At 71.2% G+C, this 16,097-nt stretch carries 16 protein-coding genes; 8 read left to right on the top strand and 8 right to left on the bottom strand.

Annotation, left to right across the window (positions count from 1 at the left end; translation table 11 throughout):
* Nucleotides 1-94: 94 nt before the first annotated feature.
* Nucleotides 95-730 (bottom strand): TetR/AcrR family transcriptional regulator, encoded by a 636-nt coding sequence (locus tag POF73_RS16885; RefSeq protein WP_272115965.1) that lies wholly within the window; start codon nt 728-730, stop codon nt 95-97.
* A gap of 69 nt (nt 731-799) precedes the next feature.
* Here POF73_RS16885 and POF73_RS16880 point away from each other — a divergent pair, with 69 nt between their 5' ends.
* Nucleotides 800-1,813, top strand: coding sequence for an NAD(P)-dependent oxidoreductase (locus POF73_RS16880; protein WP_272115963.1), 1,014 nt, complete (start codon nt 800-802; stop codon nt 1,811-1,813).
* Nucleotides 1,810-1,971, top strand: a complete 162-nt coding sequence (locus POF73_RS16875) for a hypothetical protein (protein ID WP_272115961.1) — start codon at nt 1,810-1,812, stop codon at nt 1,969-1,971. Before POF73_RS16880 ends, POF73_RS16875 begins: the two co-directional genes overlap by 4 nt.
* Before the next feature lie 117 nt (nt 1,972-2,088).
* On the opposite strand, the gene POF73_RS16870 is transcribed toward POF73_RS16875, so the two are convergent.
* Nucleotides 2,089-2,532, bottom strand: a complete 444-nt coding sequence (locus POF73_RS16870; protein WP_272115959.1) for a DUF6299 family protein — start codon at nt 2,530-2,532, stop codon at nt 2,089-2,091.
* Nucleotides 2,533-2,770: 238 nt separating this feature from the next.
* Between POF73_RS16870 and POF73_RS16865 the strand changes: the two genes are divergently transcribed.
* The gene (locus tag POF73_RS16865; RefSeq protein ID WP_272115957.1) at nt 2,771-2,965 is read left to right on the top strand and encodes a DUF5999 family protein; all 195 of its coding nucleotides are present in this window, start codon (nt 2,771-2,773) and stop codon (nt 2,963-2,965) included.
* A 57-nt stretch (nt 2,966-3,022) separates the two neighbouring features.
* On the opposite strand, the gene POF73_RS16860 is transcribed toward POF73_RS16865, so the two are convergent.
* Both POF73_RS16860 and POF73_RS16855 read right to left on the bottom strand, forming a co-directional pair.
* A complete protein-coding gene (locus POF73_RS16860; protein ID WP_272115956.1) occupies nt 3,023-3,421 on the bottom strand; it encodes a RidA family protein in 399 nt (132 codons plus the stop codon).
* Nucleotides 3,418-4,635: an acyl-CoA dehydrogenase family protein gene (locus tag POF73_RS16855; RefSeq protein WP_272115954.1), complete on the bottom strand. Its 1,218-nt coding sequence runs from the start codon at nt 4,633-4,635 to the stop codon at nt 3,418-3,420. The genes POF73_RS16860 and POF73_RS16855 overlap by 4 nt, the downstream gene beginning before the upstream one ends.
* Before the next feature lie 257 nt (nt 4,636-4,892).
* On the opposite strand from POF73_RS16855, the gene POF73_RS16850 reads away from it, so the two are divergent.
* Nucleotides 4,893-6,506: an AMP-binding protein gene (locus POF73_RS16850; protein ID WP_272115952.1), complete on the top strand. Its 1,614-nt coding sequence runs from the start codon at nt 4,893-4,895 to the stop codon at nt 6,504-6,506.
* A 15-nt stretch (nt 6,507-6,521) separates the two neighbouring features.
* Nucleotides 6,522-7,334 (top strand): PaaX family transcriptional regulator, encoded by an 813-nt coding sequence (locus POF73_RS16845; RefSeq protein ID WP_272115950.1) that lies wholly within the window; start codon nt 6,522-6,524, stop codon nt 7,332-7,334.
* A 183-nt stretch (nt 7,335-7,517) separates the two neighbouring features.
* Here POF73_RS16845 and POF73_RS16840 read toward each other — a convergent pair whose 3' ends face one another.
* Together POF73_RS16840 and POF73_RS16835 are read right to left on the bottom strand one after the other, a co-directional pair.
* Nucleotides 7,518-9,911 carry a bifunctional salicylyl-CoA 5-hydroxylase/oxidoreductase gene (locus tag POF73_RS16840; RefSeq protein WP_272115948.1) on the bottom strand — a complete coding sequence of 798 codons (2,394 nt, stop codon included), beginning with the start codon at nt 9,909-9,911 and terminating at the stop codon, nt 7,518-7,520.
* A 2-nt stretch (nt 9,912-9,913) separates the two neighbouring features.
* The gene (locus POF73_RS16835; protein ID WP_272115946.1) at nt 9,914-10,741 is read right to left on the bottom strand and encodes an enoyl-CoA hydratase family protein; all 828 of its coding nucleotides are present in this window, start codon (nt 10,739-10,741) and stop codon (nt 9,914-9,916) included.
* A gap of 340 nt (nt 10,742-11,081) precedes the next feature.
* Here POF73_RS16835 and POF73_RS16830 point away from each other — a divergent pair, with 340 nt between their 5' ends.
* Entirely contained in the window at nt 11,082-11,534 is a 453-nt protein-coding gene (locus POF73_RS16830) for an ATP-binding protein (RefSeq protein ID WP_272115944.1), read from the top strand.
* A gap of 117 nt (nt 11,535-11,651) precedes the next feature.
* Here POF73_RS16830 and argF read toward each other — a convergent pair whose 3' ends face one another.
* Both argF and POF73_RS16820 read right to left on the bottom strand, forming a co-directional pair.
* The gene (argF, locus tag POF73_RS16825) at nt 11,652-12,659 is read right to left on the bottom strand and encodes an ornithine carbamoyltransferase (RefSeq protein WP_272115942.1); all 1,008 of its coding nucleotides are present in this window, start codon (nt 12,657-12,659) and stop codon (nt 11,652-11,654) included.
* Nucleotides 12,660-12,759: 100 nt separating this feature from the next.
* A complete protein-coding gene (locus POF73_RS16820; RefSeq protein ID WP_272115940.1) occupies nt 12,760-13,983 on the bottom strand; it encodes an arginine deiminase in 1,224 nt (407 codons plus the stop codon).
* Between the two features lie 121 nt (nt 13,984-14,104).
* Here POF73_RS16820 and POF73_RS16815 point away from each other — a divergent pair, with 121 nt between their 5' ends.
* Both POF73_RS16815 and POF73_RS16810 read left to right on the top strand, forming a co-directional pair.
* Nucleotides 14,105-15,151, top strand: coding sequence for an SPFH domain-containing protein (locus tag POF73_RS16815; RefSeq protein ID WP_272115939.1), 1,047 nt, complete (start codon nt 14,105-14,107; stop codon nt 15,149-15,151).
* Nucleotides 15,148-16,047, top strand: coding sequence for a hypothetical protein (locus POF73_RS16810; RefSeq protein ID WP_272115938.1), 900 nt, complete (start codon nt 15,148-15,150; stop codon nt 16,045-16,047). The genes POF73_RS16815 and POF73_RS16810 overlap by 4 nt, the downstream gene beginning before the upstream one ends.
* The last annotated feature ends 50 nt before the right edge of the window (nt 16,048-16,097 follow it).

Here is a 16,097-nt window from a genome sequence, read left to right as displayed (position 1 = left end):
GGGCCGACGGTAGGTCGCGAGATCGATTCGCGGCAACCGGATTGGACGTCACTTGGAGGGACCCACGGCGACCAGATGCGCGTGACCCGGCCGGTCAGTCGTCCTTGCCCGCCGCCCCGTCACCCACCGCCCCATCGGCCACCGCTTCGTCGCTCACCGCCCCGTCGAGCAGTGGCCCGAGTTCCCGGACAACGGTCGTCAGGGCGCGCACGTCCCGTTCGGCGCGCGCCATCAGGATCGCTCCCTCCAGGGTGCTGATCATGAGCGTGGCCAGCGCACCGGCCCGTTCCTCGGGCACGCCCATGTCGGCCAGGGCGCGCGCCACCGGGCCGGTCCAGGTGGCGAAGGCGGCTGCCGCGGCCTCCCGTGTGGACGTGGTGGACTCCGCCCAGTCCACCGTGGCGGCGGCCACGGGACAGCCCCCGGCGAACCCGGCCGCCTCGTACTCATCGGTCCACTGCCGCACCATCTCGGCGAACAGCCCTCCGGGCGTCGGCTCGGGCAACGCGGCCAGGAAGCGGGCGACCCGGTTCCCCGCGTACCTCCCCGCCCAGCCCACCGCCTCGTTGACCAGCTGCTCCTTGCCGCCGGGGAAGTAGTGCTGGAGCGAACCGCGCGGCGCACCGGCATGGGCGGCGACCTCGCGCATCCCGGTGGCGGCGACCCCGTCGCGCCGGATGAGCTGAGCCGCGCTGAAGACCATCCGCTCGCGCGGCCCCCGTTCGGACATCGTCGGTCTCTCCCTTCGTCGAACTCTCCGCAACCCATCCTATGACCACTGTCATAGAGGTCGGCTACTATGACTGCCGTCATAGTCCTGGCCAACCGAGAGTGGGCGCTCATCGTGCACGTCGATTTCGTCGGTTTCGTCGGTCTCGGGGTCATGGGGCAGCCCATGGCGCTGAACCTCGCCCGGGCCGGGACACCCCTCGTCGTGTGGAACCGCACGCCCGAGCGGTGCGAGCCCGTGCGCGCCGACGGAGCCGTGGTCGTGGCGAGCCCCGCCGAGGTCTTCGAACGGGCCGGCACCGTGATCCTGATGCTGGCCGACGAGGCCGCCGTCGACACGGTGCTGGGGCGCGGCACCCCGGACTTCGCCACGCGCGTCGCCGGCCACACCGTCGTCCACATGGGCACCACCTCGGCCGAGTACTCGGGCGGCCTTGAGGGTGACATCCGGGCGGCGGGCGGGAGGTATGTCGAGGCCCCCGTCTCCGGCTCCCGCGTCCCGGCCGAGCAGGGCGAACTGGTGGGGATGCTGGCGGGTGACGAACACGCCGTGACTGCCGTACGGCCCCTGCTCGCGCCCATGTGCCGGGAGATGTTCGACTGTGGTCCCGTCCCGGGCGCGTTGCTGATGAAGTTCTCGGTGAACCTCTTCCTGATCACCCTGGTCACCGGGCTGACCGAGGCGTTCCACTTCGCCGACCGGCACGGCCTCGACCAGCGCCTGCTCCGCGACGTCCTGGACGCGGGCCCGATGGCCAGCGCCGTCTCCCGTACCAAGGGGTCCAAGCTGCTGGACCGCGACTTCACCGTCCAGGCGGCCGTCACCAACGTCCTGGAGAACAACCGCCTGATCGCCGAGGCCGCCCGCAGGGCCGACCTGGCCTCCCCGCTGCTCGACGTCTGCCACAGCCTGTTCCAGGAGACGGTGGCGCAGGGGTACGGCGGCGAGGACATGGTGGCCGTACTGCGGGCGCTGGAGACGCGCACCGACGGCGGCTCCGACCCCGAGCCCGCACCCGCACCCGCACCGTTGTCCGTCCCCGTACGACAGTCCGTCCCCGTACGCCCCGAGGAGCGAGCATGAGCCGGGTCTTCGCGGGTGACACGGCGGCGGTCGCGTCCTGGTTCCAGGACCACCGGGCCACGAACATGCGGCTCTTCACCTGGCCGAGCGGTGAGCCGGGCAACCACCCGTATCCCACCCACCCGTGTGACACGCACACATGTGACACCCACACATGAGGTAACTGCCTATGTGGCACCCGCACATATAAGTCAGGGCGTGCGAGCGGCAGATGACACGGCGCCCCTCCCGACCGGGAGGGGCGTGGCCCGCGTCGTGCGGTAGGTGGGCCGCCGTCACGCCTTCTTCAGCATGATGTTCTCCTTCAGCAGTGCGTGGAAGCGGGGCAGCGGCAGGATGCCGACGGGGTGGAGCTCCACGATGGTGGCCTCGACGTCCGACTTGCCGTGCTTGAGCGTGGTCGGGGCGGACTTGCTCTTGTTCTCCCAGCGGTGCAGCTTGCCGTCGCACACGGCAGAGGTGCCGCCGATGGCGTATCGGACGGTCTCGGTCCGCTGGCTGATGGAGGCGCTCACGAACACCGGGCCCACACTGTCGACGCAGCGGTAGGTACCGGACAGGGTGACGGTGCCGTCCGCGGACATACGGCCCGTGTTGTCGATGGTCACGATCTCCTCGGGGCCCGCGGCCGCCCCGGAGTGAGCGGGGGCCGAGGGCGCGGCGACCAGCAGGAGCAGCGCGGCGCAGGCGGCGGTGGCGAGAGCGGGGCGCAGGGGCATGGGATGACCTCCCGGGTGGGCGGAGTGGGGCCTTCCACTGGTACCCGCCGGGTGCGCCCGCGGACGTGACCGTCACCCACTCGGTGGCGAGTCCGCCCCGACCGTCGTGGATCGGTCAGAGTGTTGTCCGCGTGTTGTCACGGTTCATGACCGGCCGTTCCGATGAGGTCGCGGCGGGCGCATGGTCTACCCATATGGACGAACCACACGGCTCGTCCGCCCGATGTGGAGGTGCGCCATGTGTTCCCACCAGCCTTCGTGCCCTTCCTCCGGCAACCACAGCGCACATGTGGTGTCGGCACACCCCGAGCAGGGCTGGAGCCTGCTCTGCGACGGGGCGATCGTCTTCGACGACAGCGGTGAGCTGCTGCCCGACGGCCGCGTCGTCGCGCCGCACCGGGTGCCGGCCGAGCGCCTCGCGATGGCGGCGTGAGCGGGACCCCCGCATTGACGGAACCCCGCATGAGGGGCCCCCTCGCATGAGCGGGAGCTACGGCAGCACGGCGAACCCGTCGAGCTCCACCATCGCCTCTTCGTCCCACAGCCGTACGACCTCGACGACCGCCATCGCCGGATAGTCCCGCCCCGCCAACCGCCGCCAGACACGGCCGAGTTCGCCGGCCTGTGTGCGATACGCGGCGACATCGGTGGCGTAGACCGTCACCCGGGCGAGGTCGGCGGGGGTGCCGCCGGCCGCGGTGAGTGCCGCCAGCAGATTGGCCAGGGCCCGCTCGAACTGCTCGGGCAGGGTGGCCCCGGTGACTTTGCCGTCCGCGTCGAGGGCGGTCTGGCCGGCCAGGAAGACGACCCGTGAGCCGGTGGCGACGACCGCGTGGGAGAAGCCGGTGGGCGGGGACAGGTCGGGCGGGTTGACGCGCTCGGTGCTCACTGGCCGGCCTCCACGGTCGCGTACAACTCCCTTGCGATGATGCCGCGTTGGACTTCGCTGGCGCCCTCGTAGACACGCGGCGCGCGCACCTCGCGGTAGAGGTGTTCGAGCAGATGACCGCGGCGCAGGGCCCGGGCACCGTGCAGTTGGACCGCCTTGTCGACGACGTACTGCGCGGTCTCCGTCGCGAGCAGCTTCGCCATCGCCGCCCGTCCCGGCACGTCCGCCGCTTTCTCGTCGTACGCCGTCGCCGCCGCGTACACCATGAGGCGGGCCGCCTCCGTGCGCAGGGCCATCTCGGCGACCTGGTGGGCGACCGCCTGAAGGTCCTTCAACTTGCCGCCGAACGCGTCCCGCTCGGCCGTGTGGGCGAGGGTCGCGTCCAGGGCGGCCTGCGCCATGCCGACGGCGAAGGCGCCGACGCTGGGCCGGAAGAGGTTGAGGGTGCCCATGGCGACCCGGAAACCGCGGTCGGGCTCGCCGAGCATGTCGTCGGTGGTGACGGGGACGGAGTCGAAGGCGAGGGCGCCGATGGGGTGCGGGGACAGCATGTCGAGGCCCGCCCCGGTGAGGCCGGGCCGGTCGGCGGGGACCAGGAAGGCGGTCACTCCGCGGGATCCGGCGTCTGGGGTGGTGCGGGCGAAGACGGTGTAGAAGTCGGCCTCGGGGGCGTTGGAGATCCAGCACTTCTCGCCGGTGAGCCGCCAGCGGGCGGGGCCGTCGGGCTCGGCGACGGGCGGTTCGGTCGCCCCCTTACTCGCCCCCTCGGTGTCCGAGCCGGCGCCCTCCCCGTCGCCCCCCTCGGCGTCCCGTTCCGCCCGTAGCTCCAGCGCCGCCGCGTCCGACCCGGCGCCCGGCTCGCTCAGCGCGAAGGCCGCCACCGCACTGCCCTCGGCCACCCGGGGCAGCCAGCGCTCCCGCTGGGCCGGGGTGCCGTACGCGTGCACGGGGTGGGCGCCCAGCCCCTGCAGGGCGAGCGCGGTCTCCGCCTCCGTGCAGGCGTACGCGAGGGACTCCCGCATCAGGCACAGGTCGACCGCGCCGGAGGTGAACAGCCGCTCCAGCAGGCCCAGTTGACCGAGTTCGGCGACGAGCGCGCGGTTGACGTGCCCGGGTTCGCCCTTCTCCGCGAGCGGGCGCAGACGTTCGGCGGCCAGGGCGCGCAGCTCCGCACACCAGGCGGTTTGCGTCGGATCGAGTGAGAATGCGGGCATTGCCGACCTCCCTGCGGAGCCGTCCGCGACGGACGCTCGCGACGACCTGCTCGACGGACCTCTTCGCCGGACCATCTCGACGATATCGCGCACCATTGACTGTCGTCACCAACACGATACGCTCCCTGTGGTAAGCGGGTCCGGGGAAACGCACCCACACTCCCCCGGGGTCGCTTGGCCCACCGCGATGCCCACCCGCACCACGTGCACAGCACGACGCCCATAAGGCAGCCCACACGGCAAGGGGGCGAACCGCCATGGCCGGTCTGCACCGCTCCGCCCACGTCGACAGCTTCGCCCGCGAGCATCTGCCACCGCCCGACCAGTGGCCCGAGCTCCGCTTCGACCTGCCGGGGCTGCGTTACCCCGAACGGCTCAACGCCGCCGCCGAACTGCTCGACGGCCCCGATGCCGAGCGGCCCGTGTTCCACACCCCGTCCGGCCCTACATGGACGTACGGCACACTGCGCGCCCACGTCGACCGGCTCGCCCATGTGCTCACCGGCCACCTCGGCGTCGTCCCGGGCAACCGGGTGCTGCTGCGCGGCCCGACGACACCGTGGCTGGCGGCCTGCTGGCTGGCGGTGCTGAAGGCGGGCGCGGTCGCCGTCACGGTGCTGGCCCAGCAGCGGCCGCACGAGCTTGCGACCATGTGCGAGATAGCCGAGGTGCGGCACGCGCTGTGCGACATCCGGGCCGTCGACGACCTCGCCAAGGCCGAGATACCCGGCCTGCGGATCGCGACGTACGGCGGTGACGCCCCCGACGACCTGCTGCGCCGCCCGGCACCCGACGCGCCGTATCCCGCCGCCGACACCGCGGCCGACGACGTCGCGCTGATCGCCTTCACCTCGGGGACCACCGGACGCCCCAAAGGCTGTATGCACTTCCACCGGGATGTGCTCGCCATAGCGGACACCTTTTCGGAACATGTGCTGCAACCACATGTGGGCGATGTCTTCGCCGGCAGTCCCCCGCTCGGCTTCACCTTCGGCCTCGGTGGACTCGTCATCTTCCCGATGCGGGCCGGCGCCAGCGCCCTGCTCCTCGAACAGGCCGGTCCCAGACAGCTGTTGCCCGCGATCGGCGAACACCGGGTGTCGGTGCTGTTCACCGCGCCGACGGCGTACCGCGCGATGCTGGACGAGCTCGACTCGCACGACATCACCTCGCTGCGCCGCTGTGTCTCCGCGGGCGAGAACCTGCCCGCCGCAACCTGGCAGGCCTGGCACGAGCGGACCGGGCTGCGCATCATCAACGGCATCGGCGCCACCGAGCTGCTGCACATCTTCATCTCCGCGGCCGACGAACACATCAGGCCCGGGACGACGGGCGTGCCGGTACCGGGGTGGCACGCGCGTGTCGTCGACGAGGACGGCCAGGAAGTGCCCGACGGGGAACCGGGGCTGCTCGCCGTGCGGGGACCGGTCGGCTGCCGCTATCTCACCGACCCGCGTCAGCGCGAGTACGTACGGTACGGCTGGAACATCACCGGCGACACCTACGTCCGGGAGAGTGACGGCTACTTCCGCTATGTCGCCCGCGCGGACGACATGATCATCTCGGCCGGCTACAACATCGCGGGCCCGGAGGTCGAGGAGGCCCTGTCGCGCCACCCGGACGTCCTGGAGACGGCGGTGGTGGGGCGCCCCGACGAGGCGCGCGGTCAGGTCGTGGTGGCATACGCGGTGCTCAGGGAGGGTGCGCGACGCGACGTGGAGGCGCTGCGTGCGTTCGTCAAGGCCGAGCTGGCGCCGTACAAGTGCCCGCGTGAGATCGTCTTCCTGGACGCGCTCCCGCGCACGGCGACCGGCAAGCTCCAGCGGTTCCGGCTGCGCGTCGGCAGTGACCCGCGGGGTGACCGGCAGTGACCCGTACGACCTAAGATGATCAACGTGTCCGACCAGCATGCACCACGGTCTCTCATCGTCACGCTCTACGGCGCCTACGGCCGCCATATGCCCGGCCCGGTGCCGGTCGCGGAGCTGATCAGACTCCTGGCCGCGGTCGGCGTGGACGCCCCCTCCGTACGTTCGTCGGTGTCCCGTCTCAAGCGGCGCGGACTGCTGCTGCCCGCCCGTACGGCGCAGGGTGCGGCCGGGTACGAACTGTCGCGGGACGCACGTCAGTTGCTCGACGACGGCGACCGGCGCATCTACACGACCGTGCCGCCCGAGGACGAGGGCTGGGTGCTCGCGGTGTTCTCGGTGCCGGAGTCGGAGCGGCAGAAGCGGCATGTGCTGCGCTCCCGGCTGGCCGGGCTCGGCTTCGGGACGGCTGCCCCGGGTGTGTGGATCGCGCCGGCGCGGCTGTACGAGGAGGCCCGGCACACCCTCGCGCGGCTGCGCCTGGAGGAGTACGTCGACTTCTTCCGCGGCGAGCACCTCGGCTTCACGCCGACCGCCGAGGCCGTCGCCCGCTGGTGGGACCTGGCCGCGATCGCCAAGGAGCACGAGGCGTTCCTCGACCGCCACGCGCGCGTGCTGCACGGCTGGGAGCGACGGCAGGACACCCCGCCCGAGGAGGCCTACCGCGACTACCTCCTCGCCCTGGACTCCTGGCGCCATCTCCCGTACACCGACCCCGGCCTGCCCGCCCGGCTGCTGCCCGAGGACTGGCCGGGCGCGCGCTCGGCCGCCGTCTTCCGGGGACTGCACGCGCGTCTGCGCGACGCGGGAGCGACGTTCGCCGGTCTATGACCTCGGGCACACCATGAGATGAGGACTGTTGCGCATGACCACCACGTCAAGGGCCCAGGGGCCACGGTCTGGCTGACGGGGCTGCCGAGCGCGGGCAGGACCACGATCGCCCGTCTGCGGACGGTACGACGCCGACCGCCGGGATGGCCGCTCTGCAGCACACCCCGATGAGCGGATGCCCCCTCAAGTTCCCAGCGTGAGCCGGGGTTTGGGGGCGTCTGTGCGTCCGGTCTGCGGGCGGCGGCTGCCCGCCCGGTACGGGGCCGGCCAGACGACGCCCGGACCGACGTAGCCCTGCTCGGCCGCCGCGTGCAGCGTCCAGTGCGGGTCGTAGAGGTGGGGGCGGGCGAGGGCGCACAGGTCCGTGCGGCCCGCCAGGACCAGGGAGTTGACGTCGTCCCAGGAGGAGATCGCACCGACCGCGATCACCGGGAGGCCGGTGATGTGGCGGATCCGGTCCGCGTACGGCGTCTGGTACGACCGCCCGAACTCCGGCCGCTCGTCGGCCACGACCTGCCCGGTCGACACGTCGACGGCGTCGGCGCCGTGCGCGGCGAAGGCGCGGGCGATCTCGACGGCGTCGTCGCCGGTCGTGCCGCCCTCGGCCCAGTCGGTGGCGGAGATACGGACGGTCATGGGCCGTTCCTCCGGCCATACGCCGCGCACGGCGTCGAAGACTTCGAGTGGGAAGCGGAGCCGTTTCTCCAAGGAGCCCCCGTAGGCGTCGGTGCGCCGGTTGGTGAGCGGGGAGAGGAAGCCGGAGAGCAGATAGCCGTGCGCGCAGTGCAGTTCGAGGAGGTCGAAGCCGGCCCGGGCGGCGCGCCAGGCGGCCGCCGTGAACTGCTCCCGGATGTCGGTGAGTTGGGAGCGGCTCAGCTCGCGCGGGGTCTGGCTGTACGGCTTGTAGGGGATCGGGGACGGCGCCACGAGCGGCCAGTTGCCGTCCTCCAGGGGCTCGTCCATGCCCTCCCACATCAGCTTGGTCGACCCCTTGCGGCCGCTGTGGCCGAGCTGCACGCCGATCGCGGTGCCGGGTGCCTGGGCGTGCACGAACTGCACGATCCGCTTCCAGGCGTCGGCCTGCCTGCCGGTGTAGAGGCCCGCGCAGCCGGGGGTGATCCGTCCTTCCGGGCTGACGCACACCATCTCGGTCATCACCAGGCCGGCGCCGCCGAGGGCACGGGCGCCGAGATGGACGAGGTGGAAGTCGCCGGGGATGCCGTCCGTGGCGGAGTACATGTCCATCGGGGAGACGACGACCCGGTTGCGCAGGGTCAGGCCGCGCAGCCGGAAGGGGGTGAACATCGGGGGCGTGCCAGGCGGGCAGCCGAACTCGCCCTCCACGGACTCGGTGAAGTGGGCGTCGCGCAGGCGCAGGTTGTCATGGGTGACGCGGCGGCTGCGGGTGAGCAGGTTGAAGGCGAACTGCCGCGGCGGCTGGTCGAGGTAGAGGCCGAGGTTCTCGAACCACTCCAGGCTGGCGCGGGCGGCGCGCTGCGTGGAGGCGACGACCGGCTTGCGTTCCTCCTCGTAGGCCGCCAACGCCCGCTCCAGGGAAGGCTGTTCCTCCAGGCAGGCGGCGAGTGCCAGGGCGTCCTCGACGGCCAGTTTGGTGCCGGAGCCGATGGAGAAGTGAGCGGTATGGGCGGCGTCGCCGAGCAGGACGATGTTGCCGTGCGACCAGCGCTCGTTGACGACCGTGCGGAAGGTCGTCCAGGCCGACTTGTTGGACTTGAGGGGCCGTCCGCCGAGTGCTTCCGCGAAGATCTTGGCGCAGCGCTCGACGGACTCCTGCTCGTCGAGTTCCGCGAACCCGGCCGCCTGCCAGACCTCGTCCCGCATCTCGACGATCACGGTGGAGGCGTCGGGCGCGTACGGGTATCCGTGCAGCTGCATCACGCCGTGCTCGGTCTCGGCGATCTCGAAGCGGAAGGATGTGAAGGCGAAGTCCGCGGCGAGCCAGATGTAACGGCAGTGGTGTTCGGCCACATGGGGCCGGAACACATGGGCGTAGGCCTCGCGGGTGGTGCTGTGCACACCGTCGGCGGCGATGACGAGGTCGTATGCCTCCGCCAGCCAGGCGGGGTAGGGGGCCTCGGAGCGGAAGCGGAGCTCTACGCCGAGGGTGTGGCAGCGGTCGTGCAGGATTTCCAGGAGGCGTTTTCTGCCGAGTGCCGCGAAGCCGTGTCCTCCGGAGGTCTGGCGGGAGTTTCGGTGGACGATGTCGATGTCGTCCCAGCGGGTGAAGTGGGATTGCATGGCCTCGTAGACCACGGGGTCGGCGTGTTCGATGCCGCCGAGGGTCTCGTCGGAGAGGACCACTCCGAAGCCGAAGGTGTCGTCGGGGGCGTTGCGTTCCCAGACGGTGACCTCACGGCTGGGGTCGAGGCGTTTCAGCAACGCCGCGGCGTAGAGGCCGCCGGGGCCGCCGCCGATGATTGCGACTCGCAGGGGGTGGTTCTTCTTCGTCGGCGGCTGCGGGTTCGATGTGGCTGGTCGCGCCCGCGCGGCGGTAGCCGCAAATTCAACGCAGCCCCGCGCCCCTGGCGGCGTTGCAGCCCCCTTGGCCGAGAGCATCTCTACCTCCCCCGCCACTTCGGTGGACGCTTCTCCGTGAACGCCGCGTGGAATTCCGTGTAGTCCTCGCCGTTCATCAGCAGCGCCTGCGTCGACGCGTCCATTTCCACCGCTGCCGCCAGTGGCATGTCCAGCTCGGCTGTCAGGAGGGCCTTCGTCTGGGCGTACGCCAACGCCGGGCCGTCGGCGAGGCGCCGGGCGAGTGCCCCCGCGACCTCGTCCACCCGACCCTCGTCCGTCAGCTCGCTGATGAGCCCGATGCGCTCGGCCTCGGGCGCCCTCACCGGTTCGCCCAGCATCAGCAGCCGGGTCGCGTGGCCGAGGCCGACCACCCTCGGCAGCAGATAGGCCGCGCCCATGTCGCCGCCCGACAGGCCCACCCGGGTGAAGAGGAAGGCGAAGCGGGCGGTGGGGTCGGCGACGCGGAAGTCGGCGGCGAGGGCCAGTACGGCACCGGCTCCCGCCGCCACTCCGTGCACCGCCGCGATCACCGGGAACGGGCACTCCCGTACGGCCCGCACCACCTGCCCGGTCATCCGGTTGAAGTCGAGCAGCTGGGCGGTGTCCATGGACAGGGTCGCGCCGATGATCTCGTCGACGTCACCGCCGGAGCAGAAGCCGCGGCCCTCACCGGCCAGTACCAGCGCCCGTACCGCCCGCTCGCGGGACAGCTCGGCGAGCAGATCGCGCAGGTCGGCGTAGGCGCCGAAGGTGAGCGCGTTGAGTTTTTCGGGGCGGGCGAGGGTAACGGTGGCGACCCCGTCGGCGTGCTCGACCCGCAGATGCCTCCACTCGGGGGTGCGGGCGGCGGAGCCGGTGAAGGGACTCATGACGTGCGGCCTCCTCGGACGGACGGCGGGCACTGCATCACTGAGCTCTACCCTTCGAGCTCTGTCCCTCGAAGTTATCACCCAACTTTGACCGTCGTCACGACCGCGCGATAACCCGATCGGGTGTGACCTTGGTGTGGCCTGGATGTGACCTGGCCCCGTCACATCCGTCACGACTCGTCGACACCGCGGTAACGGCGGGATCGTCCGTGCGAGGCCGACCGTTCACCTGGGTAAGCCGCCCAGCAGTCGGGGCCGAAGGTCCCGAACGGTGCCCGTCGGATGCCTCTGCCGAGTGGCGCCGTACCATTCATAAGGTTGAAAGCAGGACAGCCTGCTCATGAACGGACCCGCCTTGCAAGATCGCTCCGCTGCCTCCGCCTCCTGGCGTATCGCGCTGCCGCACACCGCCGCGGCCGTGCCTGTGGCCCGTGCATTGGTCCGTACGGCGCTGGCCGAGCTGGAGCATGCCGCCGACAGCGACACCGCGGAGCTCCTCACGGCGGAGCTGGTCGCGAACGCCGTGGAGCACACCGCGGGCCACGGCCCGATAGAGCTGGTGGTGGAGCTGCTGCCGTCCGGCTGCCAGGTCGAGGTGCACGACCGGGACCCGGCCCCGCCGGGCAACCTGACCCGCCCGGCCGTCGGCGACCCCGACCCCTGGCAGGAGCACGGTCGCGGGCTGCTCCTGATCCGCGCCCTGAGCTCCTCCTGCGGCCACCGTCCGACGGACTCGGGCAAGGCGGTGTGGTTCCGACTGCCGTCGGTACCTGCTCAACGCCGCCCTGTCTGACCGACTTCAGGGGCGCGGGGCTGTGCTGAATATGCGGCCACCGCCGCGTGGGCGCGACGAGCCACACCCAACCGATGGCCGGCGGATCGCCCACACCCCTGCGGCGCTCCCCGCGAATCAACCCAGCGTCGCCACCAAGACCGCCTTGATCGTGTGCATCCGGTTCTCCGCCTCGTCGAAGACCACCGAGTGCACCGACTCGAAGACCTCGTCGGTCACCTCAAGCGACTGCAGCCCATGGCTCTCGAAGATCTCGCGGCCGACCTTCGTGCCGAGATCATGGAACGCCGGCAGACAGTGCAGGAACTTGACGTCGGGGTTCCCGGTGGCCCGCAGCACGTCCATGGTCACCGCATAGGCGCCGAGCGCGGCGATGCGCTCGTCCCAGACCTCCTTGGGCTCCCCCATGGACACCCACACGTCGGTGGCGACGAAGTCGGCGCCGCGCACTCCTTCGGCAACGTCCTCGGTGAGGGTGATGAAGGCGCCACTGCCCTCCGCCAGCTCGCGGGCCCGGGCCACGACCTCGTCGCCCGGCCAGTACTCCTTGGGCGCGACGATCCGGACGTCCATGCCGAGCAGCGCGCCGGTTATCAGGTACGAGTTGCCCATGTTGAAGCGGGCGTCGCCCAGGTAGGCGAAGGTGATCTCCTTGGGCGGCCTGCCGCTGTGCTCGGTCATCGTCAGCACGTCGGCCAGCATCTGGGTGGGGTGCCAGTCGTCGGTCAGGCCGTTGAAGACGGGCACGCCCGCGTACCGCGCCAGCTCCTCCACGTTCGCCTGGCTGTCCCCGCGGTACTCGATCCCGTCGTACATCCGCCCCAGCACGCGCGCGGTGTCCTTCACGGACTCCTTGTGGCCGATCTGCGAGCCCGAGGGGTCCAGGTACGTCGTCGAGGCACCCTGATCGGCGGCGGCCACCTCGAAGGCGCAGCGCGTACGCGTGGAGGTCTTCTCGAAGATCAGCGCGATGTTCCTGCCCCGCAGGTACTGCGTCTCGGCCCCGGCCTTCTTGGCGGCCTTCAGCTCGGCGGCCAGCTCGACCAGCCCGAGGAACTCCTGCTCGGTGAAGTCGAGCTCCTTGAGGAAGTGGCGGCCGGCGAGGGCGGTCGGGACAGTCGCCATGAGGGCGCTCCAGAGGTACGAGTACAGGGGACCTTGGAAGTCTATACGACCATCAGCATTTCTATACAGGGCGACCTTCGTCACCTGGCACACATCTCCCCTATACGGCCGCCCTCTCGACCGGACAGCTCATACAGCGCGGCCCACCCCTCCCCCGCCCCAGCTCGCTGCCCGGAATCTCGATCACCTCGACGCCCTGCTTGCGCAGATGCGTGTTGGTGGTGGCGTTCCGCTCGTAGGCCACTACGACACCCGGCTCGACGGCGAGCACATTGCAGCCGTCGTCCCACTGCTCGCGCTCGGCCGCGTGGACGTCCTGCGTCGCGGTCAGGACCCGGATCTCGTTCAGTCCGAGGGCGGCGGCGATCGCGCGGTGCATGTGCTCCGGCGGATGGTCGGTGACCTTCAGTTCCTTGTCGCCGGCGCCCGGTTCGATGGTGTACGAGCGGAGCATGCCGAGCCCGGCGTACTGGGTGAAGACATCGCCGTCGACCATCGTCATCACGGTGTCGAGATGCATCAGCGCACGCCGCTTGGGCATGTCGAGGGCCACGATGGTCTGCGCCGACCCGGCGGCGAACAGCTTGTGGGCGAGCATCTCGACGGCCTGGGGCGTCGTCCGCTCGCTCATGCCGATCAGCACCGCGCCGTTGCCGATCACCAGGACGTCCCCTCCCTCGATGGTGGAGGGGTAGTCCGCCTGCCCCTCGGACCAGAAGTGGAACGTTTCCTCGCGGAACAGCGGATGGTGTCGGTAGATCGCCTCGAAGTGCACGGTCTCGCGCTGCCGGGCGGGCCAGCGCATCGCGTTGACCGAGACGCCGTCATAGATCCAGGCGGAGGTGTCACGGGTGAAGAGGTGGTTGGGCAGGGGTGCGAGGAGGAAGTCGTCGAGCTCCATGACATGGAAGCGCACGGAGGTCGGCTCGGGGTGCACCTCCAGGAACTCCCGCTTGGTCATGCCGCCGACTAGGGCCTCGGCCAGCTCGGGCGAGGGCAGGCCCTCGAAGGCCGCACGGAGGTGGTCGGTGGCGAGCACCCCGTACTCCTTCTCGTCGAAGACCCGCTCCAGGACGAGCCTCCGGGCCGCCGGGAGCTCCAGGGCCTCGGTGAGCAGGTCGCCGAAGAGATGGACGGTGACACCCCGGTCGCGCAGCACGTCGGCGAACCCGTCGTGCTCGGCGCGCGCCCGGCGGACCCACAGCACGTCGTCGAAGAGCAGCGCGTCCTTGTTGCTGGGGGTGAGCCTTTTGAGCTCAAGATCCGGCCGGTGCAGGATGACGCGGCGCAGCCGCCCGGCCTCGGAGTCGACATGAAACGCCATGCCTCCATCCTGACCACCGGGGACCGTGTTCACCCCCTACTTGCCCCCTTCTTCTTTTCGTCCCCTTGACGACAAGTGGGCCTCACGCTTATCGTCAAGGGGACGAAAAAGAGGGGGCTTCATGGCCGACATCACCCGGCGCCTCGGCTGGCGCCATCTGCGCGGCGCACCCACGGCGCACATCCGCCACCACCGCGGCGGAAAGCTGCTGCACGACGGTCCCGGGCTCAGCTTCTGGTTCCGTGCGCTGACCGCCGCGCTCTCCGAAGTCCCGGTCCACGACCGGGAGTTGGCGATGACCTTCCATGCCCGTACGTCCGACTTCCAGGACGTGGCCGTACAGGCGACGGTCACCTACCGGATCAGCGACCCGGCGATGGCCGCGACGCGCCTGGACTTCTCCATCGACCCGGACACGGGCGCCTGGCGGGGCACCCCGCTGGAACAGCTGGGCACGCTCCTGACGGAGACGGCACAGCAGCACGCCCTGGACGTCCTCGCGCGTACGCCGCTGTCGGCGGCCCTGGACGCCCACCAGACGGGGCTGACGGCGGTGCGAGAGCGGATCGCGGCCGGCCTCGCCGGGGAGCCCCGCCTGCCGGCGACCGGCATCGAGGTGGTCGCCGTACGCGTCGTGGCGCTGCGTCCGGAACCGGAGGTGGAGCGGGCGTTGCGCACCCCGGCCCGGGAGCAGATCCAGCAGGAGGCGGACCGGGCGACGTACGAACGGCGGGCGGTGGCCGTCGAGCGGGAGCGGACCATCGCCGAGAACGAACTGGCCAGCCAGATCGAACTCGCGTGCCGCGAGGAGCAGTTGGTGGAGCAGCGCGGTACGAACGCGCGCCGCGAGGCCGAGGAGCACGCGTCGGCCGACGCGGTCAGGGCCGAGGCCGAGGCGGCACGCACCGTTCGGCTCGCCGACGCCGAGGCCACCCGGTCCGTGCGGCTGGCCCGGGCCGAGGCCGAGGGGGCGCGTGAAGTCGGTGAGGCGCGGGCGCAGGCGCAGGCGGCCTGGCTGCGGGTGCACGCCGAGGTGGACGTGGCCACTCTGCACGCCCTCACCGGGACGCGGCTGGCGGAGAACCTGCCGCGGATCGACAGCGTGACGGTGTCGCCGGACGTGCTGACGGGGCTGCTCGCCCGGCTCGGGACGCGGGAGCAGGAGTGAGCCTCGCCCCACGGGTCGTTCTCGTCCATCGCACCACGGAGTACGAGGAGTTGGTGGCCCGGCACGGCACTCACGGCCAGGCCGCCTTCTTCCTCTCCTCCCGGGGCCGCGACATCCGGGAGATCGCGGAGCGCCACCAGCGCGCCGGGCGGGCGCTGGCCGAGGTCGCCTCCGCCGTGCCGATGACATGGCGTCAGGCGCGGGTCGAGCGGACCGACCTGGACCGTTTCCTGTTCGCCCCGGAGGACGTCGTGGTCGTGGTCGGGCAGGACGGTCTGGTCGCGAACGTGGCCAAGTACCTGGCCGGGCAGCCGGTGCTGGGCATCGACGCCGATCCCGGCCGCAACCCGGGTGTCCTGGTCCGTCACCGCCCGGAGGACACCGGCTCACTGCTCGCCGCCACGCAATCCGGAGGGGGCCGCTGCGACGAACTCACCATGGTCGAGGCCGTCGCCGACGACACACAGCGGCTGGTGGCGCTCAACGAGATCTACCTGGGCGCCGTCGGCCACCAGACGGCCAGATACCGCCTGGGCCTGGAGGACGACGGGGGTGTCGTCGAGGCCCAGGCCTCGTCCGGGGTGCTCATCGGCACCGGGACGGGGGCGACCGGCTGGATCCGGTCGGTGTGGCAGGAGCGGGGCGGGCGACTGCGGTTGCCCGCCCCGACCGAGGCCCGCCTGTTGTGGTACGTCCGCGAGGCCTGGCCGTCCCCGGCCACCGGTACGTCACTGGTGGCCGGGGAACTCGCCGCCGCGACCCGTCTGCAGCTCACCGTCGAGTCCGAACGGCTCGTGGCGTTCGGGGACGGCATGGAGACGGACGCGGTCCAGCTGACCTGGGGCCAGACGGTTCGCGTGGGGGTGTGCCGGGAGCGGCTGCGGCTGGTCGACTGACCGTGGGTCAGCCACCGATCGCCGCAGCCGACCGATCGTCACCCCTGCCC

The sequence above is a fragment of the Streptomyces sp. HD genome (assembly GCF_028369295.1).
Classification (GTDB): domain Bacteria; phylum Actinomycetota; class Actinomycetes; order Streptomycetales; family Streptomycetaceae; genus Streptomyces.
The sequence above is the reverse complement of the archived record's forward strand: the minus strand, read 5'-3'. Positions and strand labels throughout refer to the sequence as shown.

Excerpts from the sequence above, each read along its gene's own strand:
- POF73_RS16885 (WP_272115965.1), bottom strand. The coding sequence starts at position 730 with ATGTCCGAACGGGGGCCGCGCGAGCGGATGGTCTTCAGCGCGGCTCAG.
- POF73_RS16880 (WP_272115963.1), top strand. The coding sequence starts at position 800 with ATGACTGCCGTCATAGTCCTGGCCAACCGAGAGTGGGCGCTCATCGTG.
- POF73_RS16875 (WP_272115961.1), top strand. The coding sequence starts at position 1,810 with ATGAGCCGGGTCTTCGCGGGTGACACGGCGGCGGTCGCGTCCTGGTTC.
- POF73_RS16870 (WP_272115959.1), bottom strand. The coding sequence starts at position 2,532 with ATGCCCCTGCGCCCCGCTCTCGCCACCGCCGCCTGCGCCGCGCTGCTC.
- POF73_RS16865 (WP_272115957.1), top strand. The coding sequence starts at position 2,771 with ATGTGTTCCCACCAGCCTTCGTGCCCTTCCTCCGGCAACCACAGCGCA.
- POF73_RS16855 (WP_272115954.1), bottom strand. The coding sequence starts at position 4,635 with ATGCCCGCATTCTCACTCGATCCGACGCAAACCGCCTGGTGTGCGGAG.
- POF73_RS16850 (WP_272115952.1), top strand. The coding sequence starts at position 4,893 with ATGGCCGGTCTGCACCGCTCCGCCCACGTCGACAGCTTCGCCCGCGAG.
- POF73_RS16845 (WP_272115950.1), top strand. The coding sequence starts at position 6,522 with ATGATCAACGTGTCCGACCAGCATGCACCACGGTCTCTCATCGTCACG.
- POF73_RS16840 (WP_272115948.1), bottom strand. The coding sequence starts at position 9,911 with ATGCTCTCGGCCAAGGGGGCTGCAACGCCGCCAGGGGCGCGGGGCTGC.
- POF73_RS16835 (WP_272115946.1), bottom strand. The coding sequence starts at position 10,741 with ATGAGTCCCTTCACCGGCTCCGCCGCCCGCACCCCCGAGTGGAGGCAT.
- POF73_RS16830 (WP_272115944.1), top strand. The coding sequence starts at position 11,082 with ATGAACGGACCCGCCTTGCAAGATCGCTCCGCTGCCTCCGCCTCCTGG.
- argF (WP_272115942.1), bottom strand. The coding sequence starts at position 12,659 with ATGGCGACTGTCCCGACCGCCCTCGCCGGCCGCCACTTCCTCAAGGAG.
- POF73_RS16820 (WP_272115940.1), bottom strand. The coding sequence starts at position 13,983 with ATGGCGTTTCATGTCGACTCCGAGGCCGGGCGGCTGCGCCGCGTCATC.
- POF73_RS16815 (WP_272115939.1), top strand. The coding sequence starts at position 14,105 with ATGGCCGACATCACCCGGCGCCTCGGCTGGCGCCATCTGCGCGGCGCA.